A 12,244-nucleotide genomic window follows, 5' to 3' on the forward strand; every position below is an offset into this window, starting at 1 on the left:
TCTCTCAGCCGCAACGCGGGTACTCCGCCAGGGTTGCGCCGGACCGCCAGGTGATCACCCGAGGTTCACCCGGCCGTCACCGGTGCGGAGCAAGCTGACGCCATGAACTTGAGCCGCCGCCAGCTTCTGGCCGCATCCACGGTCGCCGGCGCGACCCTCGCCGTACCTGCAGTCGCCAACGCCAACGCCAACGTCGTTCGGCGGGACCGGCCCGCGCTGCCCTCCGGGATCATGTCCGGCGACGTCAGCACGAACTCCGCAGTGGTCTGGTCCAGGACCGACCGTCGCGCCCGGATGGTCGTCGACCTGACCAGCAACGGCCGCTCCGACCGGGCCGTCCGTCTGCGCGGTCCGGTCACCGGACCGGACCAGGACTACACCGCACAGCTGCCGCTGCGAGGTCTGCGCCCCGGACAGCGCTACGACTACCGGATCGCGTTCGAGGACGCCTACGGCCGCCGCGGCGAGTCCCTCGAGGGTTCGTTCGGTACGCCGGGACGCAATCGTGGACTGTCGTTCGTCTGGACGGGTGACACGGCCGGCCAGGGCTACGGGATCAACCCCGAGCTCGGCGGGATGGCGGCGTACAAGGCGATGCACGAGACCCGGCCGGACTTCTTCCTGCACTCGGGAGACAACATCTACGCCGACGGCCCGATCGAGGCCGAGGTGAAGATCCCGGACGGCACGGTCTGGAAGAACGTCGTGACCGAGGAGGTCTCGAAGGTCGCCGAGACGCTGGCCGAGTTCCGCGGCCGGTACAAGTACAACCTGCTCGACGGCAACGTCCGGGACCTGTACGCCGACGTGCCGATCGTCAGCCAGTGGGACGACCACGAGACGCTGAACAACTGGTACCCGGGCGAGATCCTCACCGACGCCCGGTACACCGAGAAGCGTGTCGACGTGCTGGCGCAGCGGTCCCGGCAGGCGTTCCTGGAGTACCTGCCGATGGTCCACTCGGCCGGGCGGAACCGGATCTACCGCAAGGTGAGCTACGGCTCGCTGCTGGACGTGTTCTGCCTGGACATGCGGACCTACCGCGGTGCCAACCCGGTGCCGTCAACGGTCGGGCCGGTCGCGATGCTCGGCGCCGAGCAGGCCGAGTGGCTGGTCCGTGAGGCCGCCGCGTCGAAGGCGACCTGGAAGGTGATCGCCAGCGACATGCCGCTCGGCATCCTGGTCCCGGACGGCGACCTGATCGAGGCGGTCGCGAACGGTCTGCCCGGTGCGCCCGGCGGTCGCGAGCACGAGATCGCCTGGGTGCTCAGCCAGTTCAAGAAGCGCAAGGTGCGCAACACGGTCTGGCTGACCGCGGACGTGCACTACACCTCGGCGAACTACTACGACCCGTCGCGGGCGACCTTCACCGACTTCGACCCGTTCTGGGAGTTCGTCGCCGGACCGGTCAACGCCGGCACGTTCGGGCCGAACGCACTCGACGCGACGTTCGGCCCGGAGGCCGTGTTCGTCAAGGCCGCCGACTTCCCGAACCAGCCGCCGAGCGGTGGCAACCAGTTCTTCGGGTACGTCGACATCGACCCGCGCACCGGGGTGTTCACCGTCTCGCTGCGCAACCTGTTCGGCACCGTTCTCTGGACCAAGGACCTCACCCCGGCCCACCACTAGGGCCCACGTCGTACTCAACCGGCTCCGGCGCCTGTGCGGGATGCCGCCCACCGGAGTCGGTGAGTACGACGCCGTTCACCGCTTGAAGAACTCGAGGGCGTGCTGGGCCACCTCGTCCGGCCGGTCGTCGACGAGGAAGTGTCCGGCCCCGGCAATCTCGATGGCGCCCTCGAAGTCGGCCTTGACCACATGGTCGTCCGCACCGATCAAGACCCGGGTCGGCGTGGTTGGTTCGAGCTGCTTTCCGCGCATCGCCTTCAGGCCTTCGGGCTGGATGAACTTGCGGTACAACGCCGAGCCCGCCCGAGCCCTGGCGGGTTCGCGGAGTTGACCCGTGAAGAGCTCGGTCGTTTCGTCGGAGAGCGACGTCGAGTTCGCCCGCATCATGTGTCGCGGCAGGCCGGTCGCCCGCAGACTCCACGGTCCGAGACCTGGCCACGGGAGCACGAGGTTGAACCAGCCATGGCGCAGCGCGCGGACCATCATGCCCCGATCCAGCGTCGCGCCCGGCGGCGGGACCGACATCGCCAGATGATCCAGGACTCGATCGGGATGGCTCCGGCAGAGCAGGAAGCCGAGGATGGACGACCAGTCATGCGTGAGCAGATGGACCCGGCCGAGCTCGAGCGTGTCCAGCAGCGCCAGTACATCGGCTTGGAGTTGGTCGGCCGTGTAGCCGTCGTGCGGTGCGTCGGTTTGGCCGGCGCCGCGCAGGTCCGGGCAGATCACACGGTAGTGCTGAGCGACGGTGGGGATGACGTCACGCCACTCCCACCAGTGCTGCGGAAAACCGTGGAGCATCAGAACAGGTTCGCCACTGCCGGCCTCGGCCACCTGCATCCGCAGTCCGGGCAGCTCAACGAAGCGGTGCGTCACCCCATCTGTCATGGTTTGACGCTACTACGAACGTAGTGAGCTGTCACTACGATTATAGTGATCGGGTGATTCCTACCCGCACTCGTGCCCTGGACGCGGCGATCGAACTGCTCGGGACGGAGGGTTTGCGTGCGCTCACCCACGCCCGCGTCGACGAACGCGCCGGCCTGCCGAAGGGCTCGACCTCCAATTACTTCCGGACGCGACAGGCGCTGCTGACCGGGGTGGTCGACTGGCTGGCCGAGGCCGACGCACAGTCCGTCGGTACGACGTTCAAGCCGGCCACGGCAGCGGAGTTCGTCGACATGATGTGCGGAGCATTCGACTACCTCACTCGGGTCAACCGGGTCCGGACGACCGCGCGGCTGGTCTTGTTCCTCGAGGGCAGTCACGATCCCGTCCTGCGGGAGGCGTTGTCGCGCGGTCGCGAGGTGCTGGAGACGTTGGCAACCGCGGCCTTGGCCGACCTGGGTGCTCCGCAGCCGCGGGAGGCGGCGCGGGCTCTCGCGGCGGCGTCGGAAGGGTTGATCCTGCATCGGATCGCTCGCCACGACGAGGTTGACCCGCGTCCGACGTACGCCCTTCTGCTGAAGGCCGCACTGTCCGGTTAAGTTACCTGCATGACCTATCCGGAGAGCCGCCGCGACGATGTGGTCGAGACCCTGCACGGGCACGAGATCGCCGATCCCTACCGCTGGCTGGAAGACCCTGACGCGCCCGACACCCAGGACTGGGTCCGCCGGCAGAACGAGTTCACCCAGGCAGAGCTCTCGGGCTATCCGGAGCGTCCGTGGTTCCAGGCGACGATGTCCGCGATCCTCGCGCGTCCTCGGGCCGGCGTCCCCGCGCGCAAGTCGGGCTGGTACTTCGTCGGCCGGAACGACGGCACACAGGCGCAGGACGTGGTCTACGTCGCAGAGTCCCTCGACGACTTGCTCGACGGCGGCCGGATCCTGATCGACCCGAACGCGCTCTCCGCGGACGGCACTGACTCGCTTGGCTCGTTCACGGTGAGCCCGGACGGCAAGTACTTCGCGTACGGCGTCAACGAGAGCGGGAGCGACTGGACGACGTTCCGGCTGCTCGACATCGCCACCGGGACACCTGCGGACGACGTCGTCACCGGTGCGAAGTTCTGTGAGGCTGTGTGGATGCCGGACAGCTCGGCGTACCTCTATCTGCATTTTCCGGCTGGTGGGCGCAGCGAGGGCACCGAGACGCAGGCCCAGGCCGGTGGCCGGCTGATGCTGCACAAGGTCGGTGCACCGCAGTCCGACGACGAGCTTGTGCTCAGCTTCCCGGACAACGACCAATACTTCATCGCTCCTGAGGTTTCGGACGATGATCGGTACCTCGTCGTTCAGATCACCGAGGGCACCGACCCTGGCACGCGGCTCTGGGTCTATCCGATCACGTCGGACGGGTTCGGCGAGCCGGTGAAGCTGGTGGACACCTTTGCGGACGAGATCGCGTTCGTGCGGATGTCCGGCGACCAGCTGGTGCTGCGGACCGACCGTGACGCCGCGCGTGGTCGAGTGGTGCTTGCGTCGTTCGACGGTTCTTTTGAGGACCTGATCCCCGAAGGCTCGGGGACTCTGCAGGCGGTCCGCGGTACTTCGGCCGGCCTGGCCACTCTGGCTCTGGCCGACGCGCAGCCGGTGCTGACGCTCTATGCCCTCGACGGCTCCAACGCACGCGTCATCGACGTACCAGGCGGGGGAGTGGTGGGTCTCAACGCCAGCCCTGAGTACGACGAACTCTTCATCGGCCTGTCGACGACGACGGACCCCACGGTGTCGTACGTCGTCGCGACCGAGTCCGGCGCCGTCCGTGCCCTGCCCGAGCTCGTCCGCGGCTCGGGTGGCTTCACCTCGCCGTCGGTCACAGTGACGCGCGGCCTCGACCCGGTCCGCGAAGTGCCGTACTTCCTCGTCACTCGCTCCGATCTGGACTTCTCCACACCACGACCCACCCTGCTCTACGGGTACGGCGGCTTCCGTATCCCAACGCTGGCCGAGTACCGGCCGGGCTGGCCGGCCTGGCTCGCGGCCGGCGGAGTGCTGGTGATCGCGAACCTCCGTGGCGGTGGCGAGTACGGCAGCGAGTGGCACGACGCGGGACGCCTGAAGAACAAGCAGAACGTCTTCGACGACCTCATCGCGATCGCTGAGCACCTCCGCGACACCGGAATCACCACGCCCGCGCAGCTCGCGATCCACGGCCGCAGCAACGGCGGTCTGCTCGTGGGTGCGGCCATGACTCAGCGGCCGGACCTCTTCGCGGTCGCACTGCCCGGTGTGGGTGTCTTGGACATGCTGCGGTTCCACCTGTTCACAGTGGGCGCGGCATGGGCGTCGGACTTCGGGCATCCCGACGATGCGTCGCAGTTCGAGGATTTGCTGGCGTATTCGCCATTGCATCGAGTCAAGGACGGGACGGCGTACCCGGCGACGCTCGTGGTCACAGGTGATCACGACGACCGGGTGGTGCCGTTGCACAGTCACAAATTCATCGCTGCTCTGCAGCACGCCCAGTCCGCGTCCGCACCTGTCTTGACCCGAGTGGAGGTCAACACCGGGCACGGCTTCGGGAAACCCGCCGCGATGATCGCGTCGGAGTGGGCAGACCTACTGGCGTTCGCTGCTCACCATGTAGGTCTCGTACCTCCTGAGCAGTAGGAGGGCTGCTGGCGGCGACTACCAGATCTGTGGGGCCTGGAGGTCCCGCGGGTCTTCGGTCGGCTGACAGCCGCGGTCGGTGTCCTCGTACTCCGACCGCGGTCCGCTGGTGGACAGCGTCCGTACGGCGTTCACGAGGCGGTCCACGTGCTCACGCGTCGTCCCGAGGCCGAGGCTCGCGCGCACCGCGGTGCCGTGCTCGGGGGAGTCGGCGAGCAGGTGTCCGACCAGCGGGTGCGCACAGAACTTGCCGTCCCTGACGCCGATGCCGTACTCGGCGCTCAGCGCCGCGGACACGAGCGTCGAGCTCAGACCCTTGATGGTGAAGCACACCGTGCCGACTCGGTCGGCTTCCTCGCCGAAGATCGAGTACGTCGTGACGCCGGGAAGCTGAGCGAGTCCGGTGCGCAGGCGCGCCAGCAGGCTGCGTTCGTGCTGCTCGATCGCGTCGCGGTACTTGCTGATCGTGGCACACGCACTCGCCAGCGCAATGGCTCCGATGACATTGGGGGAACCGCCTTCGTGCCGCGCCGGGCCGGTGGCCCAGACCACGCCGTCGCTGGTGACCGCAGTGGTCGCGCCACCGCCGTACAGGTACGGGTCGGCGGCGTCGAGCCAGTCCGCCCGGCCGATCAGCGCACCGGCGCCGTAGGGCGCGTAGAGCTTGTGGCCGGACAGAGCGACCCAGTCGATGTCCAGCGCGGCGATGTCGACCAGGCGGTGCGGCGCGAGCTGTGCAGCGTCGAGGCAGACCCGCGCACCGTGCGCCTTGGCGACTGCGGCGATCTCTGCGATCGGGAAGATCTCTCCGGTCACGTTGGACGCGCCGGTGACGACGACCAGCCGCGGACCTTCCGGTGCGGCGCGCAGTGCGTCGGCGACGTTCGTCACGGCCTCGCTTGCCGAGCTCGGCGCGGCCAGCCGCACCGTCTGGTCGGCAGGCCAGGGGAGGAGCGCGGCGTGGTGCTCGGACTCGAAGACGATGACGGTCGCGTCGGCCGGCACGGCGTGGGCGAGCAGGTTGAGTGCGTCCGTGGTCTGCCGGGTGAAGATCACCTGGTCGTCAGCACGCGCTCCGACGAACGTGTGCACCTCGGCGCGGGCACGCTCGTACCACTGCGTGGTGATGCGGGAGGCATAGCCGTTGCCGCGGTGCACCGACGCGTACGACGGCAGTGCGGCCTCGACGCTGGCCCGCACCGACTCCAGACATGGCGCACTGGCGCCGTGGTCGAAGTTCGCGTAGTCCGTGACCCGGCCGTCGGCCAGCGGGACCAGCAGGTCCGAACCGACCGTGCTGGGGATGGTGCCGGTGACGAGCCGGGTGACCGTCGGCCGCGGCGTCGTCGTACTGGCCGGCTCGAGGATGGAGAGAATCGACATGCTGGTGCTCCCAGGAAATCCGCGCTTGCCGAGCGGCGTATCCGCACGGCCTGGTCTTCATCCGGGGCACCCCACCGCGGAGGAGGGTTGCCGGCCAGCGAGCCGGGGCTTGACGCTGGCACTCATGACCTGCCGAGAACGGTAACGAACGGGCCACGGTCAACGCCAGTCCGATCTCATTTACTGAGATATGCAGACGCATGATGAGATCGCAACCAATCGGGGGAGTGCCGCGTCCGATCGGGCATGTGGTGGAAGAAGGCTGACTGCCCGGTCGGTGAGACCGAGCGGCTGTGGATCGACGAGTCGCTCGACTGGTTCGTCACGGAGTTCGGGGACAAGGCTCTGCGGCGGCCGGTCGTCGTACCCGAGGCGTCGTGGTTCCCGGCCGGCTACAGCGGCTCGGAGGACGACGTACGGGCCGTGTTTCTGAAGCTGTGCGACGACCTGGAGGTTCCTGCGGGCCGTGTGCGGCTGGAGCTCGAGCCGGTGGAGCTCCTCGACAACCTGCCGATGGTCAACCGTGCGTCCAGCGGCGCGATCGCGCATTGGCGGCAGCGCGACGGCGTGACCGTGGTGGCGGTCGACATGAAACAGGCCTTGCGGCCGGTCGCGCTCGTTGCCACATTGGCGCACGAACTGGGCCACGAACGCCTGCTGGGGGAGGGCCGGATCGACAAGGACCGCCGCGACGGCGAACCCTTGACCGACCTCTTCACGGTCTTCTTCGGATACGGCATCTTCAGTGCGAACGCCGCCTTCGACGTCTATCGCAACGAGACTCACTACGGGACCAGCCGCCTCGGCTACCTGACCGAGGCGATCTACGGCTACGCCCTGGGTCGGTATGCCTGGCTGCGAGGCGAGAAGGACCCGTCCTGGGCGGGTCGCCTGGACGTCAATCCGCGGGAGTGGGCGAAACAGAGCCTTCGCTACTTGGCCGCAGTCGGCGCCAACCAGTGGTGAGGTGCCATCCGGCCGCGTAGAGCAGCAGGGCGATCGCGAACGAGGCGCCTGCCCGTTTCGCTGCTCCGGTGAGTACTCCTTCGGCGACGGCACCCCACGAGGCTTTGAGCGTCGTCTCGGGGTACGTCGTACTGGTGACTCCGTTGCCCTCGTCAACCGTGGTCGGGTGGCTGTAGTCAACGACGGTCGTGGTCCGGTAGGCGTTGTAGTCGTGGTGGACCAGGGCGAGTCCTCCTAGCACCGGCACCGCAAGCAGCAGTGTGACCACGACACGCTGCAGCCCTCTCGAAGGTTTGCGGTGCTTCCAGAGGTACCAGCCGACAACGACGAGACCGAACGCCGTACTCGCGTACTGCAGCAACCGGCTCGGCAGGAAGTCGAGGTCGGTCAGCGCATCCCAGAGCAGATGCGTGGCGATGCCGATCAGAGCGGACACGATCAGCCAGCCGACGTACTGGATGTTCTTCGGGCGGTCCGGCGTTTGGGGGCTGATGCCCACCGCTTTGGCGACTGGCGCCTGGACGAACCACCATGCGGACGCCAGCAGGACGGCGTACAGCAGGTCGATCGGCACGCCGCTGAGTGAGTGGGTGTGGGTGGCGTTGACGAACGGTTCGTACCAATCACCCGCGCTGGTGGCGGAGACGCCGGCGAAGTACGGCACATCCGGCGCCATTGCGCCCGCGACCAGGGCTGCCGGGACGAACGGCCGACGCATGAGCGGCAGCACTGCGGCCGGGTGGGCCAGGGTGAAGGGCATCTGAGGATCTTCTCTGCGCGCGGATAGTACGTAGCAGAGAATACTCACTTCAACGGACTATTGCGAACCAGCCATTCGTCAGGGCGTGCGCCAGCAACAACGGCGATGCCACAGCCACAGCCACCGCTACCAGCGCCGCCCGCTCGCGCAGTGCAAGAACGCAGCCGGTGACGGCAGCGACCAGCAGGGGCCAGGTGCCGTAGTCCGTGCTCACCACGAAACCCCTGGTCAGCACCAGCGCGGCGGGGAACCAGGCGATGGCCGCCATGGCTCCGGCGACCACCTTCCGGTCGCCACGGCGATCGGGAGGGCCGGCAACGAGCACGGCCGCGGTCAGGACGGCCGCGATCGCCTGGAACGGGCCGTCGTCGTACAACGCCGGCTTTGCTGTCCACTCGACGGCGAAGCCCAGCAATCCGATCACAGCCACGACCATGCCCTGCCGCCACCACCTGATCAGCGCCATCGATGCGCCCACGGCCGCCATCGCCAGGAACAGCACGTTGAGCGCCTGCGGAGCGTCAATCGTGATCAGTTGGCTCCAGGTCGGTCCCGGTGAGATCGCGACTCCGGCGTACCAGCGCATCAGGTGGATTCCGCCGTACGACGCCGTTGCGGCCAGCGCGAACGGCGCTGCGAGTGCGAAGAACCGCCCTGCGGTTGAGGCGGAATCCAGTCCGAGCCGGACGCGCAGAGCGTGGGCGATCAGGTCCACGTCCGCCAGCAGCCTCCCGATGCGTGGCAGATCCGTCGTGAGCTCGCGGTGGACGTCGAGGATCTCGCGGCCGTGCGCGGCTCGGTAGCCGGCCGGATACAGCCGGAGAAGGGGATCGGTCACGTGGCAGGCGCCGTCCCGGTGGCCAGCCGCCGCCGGACCTCGCGGGCGGTCGCGGCCAGCCGCTCGGCCTCCGCCTCGAGACGCACTCGCCCGGTAGCGGTCAGTGCGAAGATCCGGCGCGCCCGGCCGTCCACGATCTCCTCACGCTCCACCTCGATCAGGCCGTCGGCCATCAGCCGGTCCAACGCGCCGTACAGCGCGCCGGTCCGCGGCGTCACCCGGCCGTCCGTGATCGACTTGACCTCCTGGGCGATCGCATAGCCGTGCCGCGACTCGTTCGCGAGTGCCGTCAGCAACAGCAACGCCAGCTCCTGCATCCCTCGGTCAGTCATGCGAACAGAATATTCCGTCCAACGGACAGTGGGGAGTTCGCGCTCCGGTTGAGGCGGTTGGGGCCTGTGATGCTACGGATGGGGCAGCGTGATCGGCGTGTGACACGTGGGACTCGAGTGGTAGTCGGGGTAGCCTGGTGGATATGGCGACCCGCACGTCTTCCCCGGCGCGGGCGCAGAAGTCGGCAGCCAAACGGCCGAGCACGGCCCGTTCGGCGGCTGGTGGACGCTCCCGGCCGTCCGGCGCCCAGAAGCGTGGGCAGAGCTCGAAGCGCTCCGGAGGTTCCTCCGCCGCGCGGACCAGCACGCCCAAATCCACCGGGGCGGGCCCGTTCGCGGCCGCCATGATCGCTGTCGGCCGCGGCGTGGTGAAGGTCTGGATAGGCATCGCGCACCTGATCGGCAGCATGGTCCGCGGCATCGGCAACGGCGCGCGTGACCTCGACCCGGAGCACCGCCGCGACGGTGGCGGCCTGTTCCTGATCGGTCTGGCCGTCGTGGTGGCCGCCGCGATCTGGTGGCACCTCCCCGGCGCCGTCGGTAACGGCATCCGCACCGTCGTCGGTGGCAGCGTCGGCATGCTCGGCTGGGCCGTCCCACTGATGCTGCTGTTCGTCGCGATCCGCACCCTGCGCCACCCGGACCGCAACGGCCCGGCCGGACGCCAGGTGATCGGCTGGACCGCAGTCTCCCTCGGCGTGCTCGGCCTGGTGCACATCGCCAACGGCCTGCCCCGACCGAGCAACCCGGCCGACGCCCCACTGCAGGACGCCGGCGGCGCGATCGGGTACGTCGTCTCGTCCCTGCTGTCGGACCTGCTCACGCAGTACGTCGCCGCCCCGCTGCTGGTGCTGCTCTCGATCTTCGGTGCGCTCGTCATCACGGGCACCCCGGTGTACGCGATCCCGCTGCGGTTCCGCGCGGCGTTCGACGTACTGATGGGACGTACGGCGCTGCCGGAGGACGCACCGTCGGTCGTGGCAGCACCGACCGATGACACCGTTCGCCTGACCCGCAAGGAGCGTCGGGCCAAGGCGGCCGCGGGCGGCTCTGCTTCCGACGAGGAGGACGGCGAGCCGACCGTCAAGCCGTACGACTCGCCAGTGCTCGAGGGACGCGAGATCTCCAAGCGCGGGCGCAAGACCAAGGCTGCAGTAGCTCCAGACGAGGACGCCTACGACGTCGACGCGGACGCGGACGCCGGTGCGGCTGCCGCGTCTGTTGTAGCCCTGCCGGCGAAGCAGGACTCGCCGCCTGAGCCACCGCCGCACACGCCGCTGCCACAGCGGGTGGAGCAGCTCAGCCTCTCCGGCGACATCACCTACACACTTCCGGACGGGCAGATCCTCAAGCCCGGTTCGGTGCACAAGGCACGGACCAAGGCGTCCGACCAGGTCGTCGACCGGCTGACCGAGGTGTTCGACCAGTTCGGGATCGACGCGCAGGTCACCGGCTACACGCGTGGCCCGACAGTCACCCGGTACGAGGTCGAGCTCGGCTCGGCGGTGAAGGTCGAGAAGGTCACCGCGCTCTCGAAGAACATCGCCTACGCGGTCGCGTCGGCCGACGTGCGGATCCTGTCGCCGATCCCGGGGAAGTCCGCGATCGGTATCGAGATCCCCAACACCGACAAGGAGATCGTCAGCCTCGGCGACGTGATCCGCTCGGCCACCGCGCGCAACGATCACCACCCGATGGTGGCCGGACTCGGCAAGGACGTCGAGGGCGGCTTCGTGGTCGCGAACATGGCGAAGATGCCGCACCTGCTGGTCGCGGGCGCGACCGGCTCGGGTAAGTCGTCGTTCGTCAACTCGCTCATCACCTCGGTGCTGATGCGGTCGACGCCGGACGAGGTGCGGATGATCCTGGTCGACCCCAAGCGGGTCGAGCTGAACAACTACGAGGGCATCCCGCACCTGATCACGCCGATCATCACCAACGCGAAGAAGGCGGCCGAGGCGCTGCAGTGGGTCGTCCGCGAGATGGACATGCGGTACGACGACCTCGCTGCCTTCGGGTTCCGGCACGTCGACGACTTCAACAAGGCGGTCCGAACCGGCAAGGTGAAGCCGCCACCAGGGTCCGAGCGCGTGCTCACGCCGTACCCGTATCTGCTGGTGATCGTCGACGAGCTCGCCGACCTGATGATGGTCGCACCGCGCGACGTCGAGGACTCGATCGTCCGCATCACGCAGCTCGCCCGCGCCGCCGGTATCCACCTGGTCCTTGCGACTCAGCGGCCGTCGGTGGACGTCGTGACCGGTCTGATCAAGGCGAACGTGCCGTCGCGGCTGGCCTTCGCGACCTCGTCGCTGGCCGACAGCCGCGTCATCCTCGACCAGCCCGGCGCGGAGAAACTGGTCGGCCAGGGTGACGGTCTGTTCCTGCCGATGGGCGCGAGCAAGCCGATGCGTATCCAGGGCGCCTGGGTGACGGAGTCCGAGATCCGGGGCGTCGTCGAGCACTGCAAGACGCAGCTCGAGCCGACGTACCGCGAGGACGTCACCGTCGTGGCCGGACCGAGCAAGGACCTCGACGACGAGATCGGCGACGACCTCGACCTGGTCGTACAGGCCGCCGAGCTGATCGTCTCCACCCAGTTCGGCTCGACGTCGATGCTGCAGCGCAAGCTCCGCGTCGGCTTCGCGAAGGCCGGCCGGCTGATGGACATCCTGGAGAGCCGTGGCGTCGTCGGTCCCAGCGAAGGTTCGAAGGCCCGCGACGTGCTGGTGAAACCGGATGATCTAGAGGACTTCATCTCCACCCTCCGAGGAGAGTGACC

The 12,244-nt window shown here is 68.3% G+C and carries 10 protein-coding genes and 1 riboswitch; of the genes, 5 read left to right on the forward strand and 5 right to left on the reverse strand.

What is annotated here, in order from left to right:
• Positions 1-102: 102 nt before the first annotated feature.
• A complete protein-coding gene (locus tag ACWF4Z_RS11275; protein WP_452242859.1) occupies positions 103-1,629 on the forward strand; it encodes an alkaline phosphatase D family protein in 1,527 nt (508 codons plus the stop codon).
• Between the two features lie 75 nt (positions 1,630-1,704).
• On the opposite strand, the gene ACWF4Z_RS11280 is transcribed toward ACWF4Z_RS11275, so the two are convergent.
• On the reverse strand, positions 1,705-2,517 hold the full coding sequence (locus tag ACWF4Z_RS11280; protein WP_452242860.1) for an alpha/beta fold hydrolase: 813 nt from the start codon (positions 2,515-2,517) through the stop codon (positions 1,705-1,707).
• 53 nt (positions 2,518-2,570) lie between these two features.
• On the opposite strand from ACWF4Z_RS11280, the gene ACWF4Z_RS11285 reads away from it, so the two are divergent.
• Positions 2,571-3,116: a TetR/AcrR family transcriptional regulator gene (locus tag ACWF4Z_RS11285; protein WP_452242861.1), complete on the forward strand. Its 546-nt coding sequence runs from the start codon at positions 2,571-2,573 to the stop codon at positions 3,114-3,116.
• A gap of 9 nt (positions 3,117-3,125) precedes the next feature.
• Positions 3,126-5,183: a prolyl oligopeptidase family serine peptidase gene (locus ACWF4Z_RS11290; RefSeq protein WP_452242862.1), complete on the forward strand. Its 2,058-nt coding sequence runs from the start codon at positions 3,126-3,128 to the stop codon at positions 5,181-5,183.
• A gap of 18 nt (positions 5,184-5,201) precedes the next feature.
• Here the strand turns inward: ACWF4Z_RS11290 and ACWF4Z_RS11295 are convergent, their stop codons facing one another.
• Positions 5,202-6,566, reverse strand: coding sequence for an aminotransferase class V-fold PLP-dependent enzyme (locus tag ACWF4Z_RS11295; protein ID WP_452242863.1), 1,365 nt, complete (start codon positions 6,564-6,566; stop codon positions 5,202-5,204).
• Between the two features lie 16 nt (positions 6,567-6,582).
• Positions 6,583-6,696: riboswitch (SAM riboswitch) on the reverse strand.
• Positions 6,697-6,812: 116 nt separating this feature from the next.
• On the opposite strand from ACWF4Z_RS11295, the gene ACWF4Z_RS11300 reads away from it, so the two are divergent.
• A complete protein-coding gene (locus ACWF4Z_RS11300; RefSeq protein WP_452242864.1) occupies positions 6,813-7,532 on the forward strand; it encodes a hypothetical protein in 720 nt (239 codons plus the stop codon).
• On the opposite strand, the gene ACWF4Z_RS11305 is transcribed toward ACWF4Z_RS11300, so the two are convergent.
• From ACWF4Z_RS11305 to ACWF4Z_RS11315, 3 genes are read right to left on the reverse strand one after another with little or no spacing between them, the layout of a single operon-like run.
• A complete protein-coding gene (locus ACWF4Z_RS11305; RefSeq protein ID WP_452242865.1) occupies positions 7,465-8,292 on the reverse strand; it encodes a DUF4184 family protein in 828 nt (275 codons plus the stop codon). The genes ACWF4Z_RS11300 and ACWF4Z_RS11305 overlap by 68 nt on opposite strands.
• 49 nt (positions 8,293-8,341) lie before the next feature.
• Positions 8,342-9,130: a hypothetical protein gene (locus ACWF4Z_RS11310; RefSeq protein ID WP_452242866.1), complete on the reverse strand. Its 789-nt coding sequence runs from the start codon at positions 9,128-9,130 to the stop codon at positions 8,342-8,344.
• On the reverse strand, positions 9,127-9,462 hold the full coding sequence (locus ACWF4Z_RS11315; protein WP_452242867.1) for a PadR family transcriptional regulator: 336 nt from the start codon (positions 9,460-9,462) through the stop codon (positions 9,127-9,129). The genes ACWF4Z_RS11310 and ACWF4Z_RS11315 overlap by 4 nt, the downstream gene beginning before the upstream one ends.
• 143 nt (positions 9,463-9,605) lie before the next feature.
• On the opposite strand from ACWF4Z_RS11315, the gene ACWF4Z_RS11320 reads away from it, so the two are divergent.
• A complete protein-coding gene (locus ACWF4Z_RS11320; protein ID WP_452242868.1) occupies positions 9,606-12,242 on the forward strand; it encodes a DNA translocase FtsK 4TM domain-containing protein in 2,637 nt (878 codons plus the stop codon).
• The last annotated feature ends 2 nt before the right edge of the window (positions 12,243-12,244 follow it).

The sequence above is a fragment of the Kribbella sp. NPDC055071 genome, assembly GCF_053608045.1.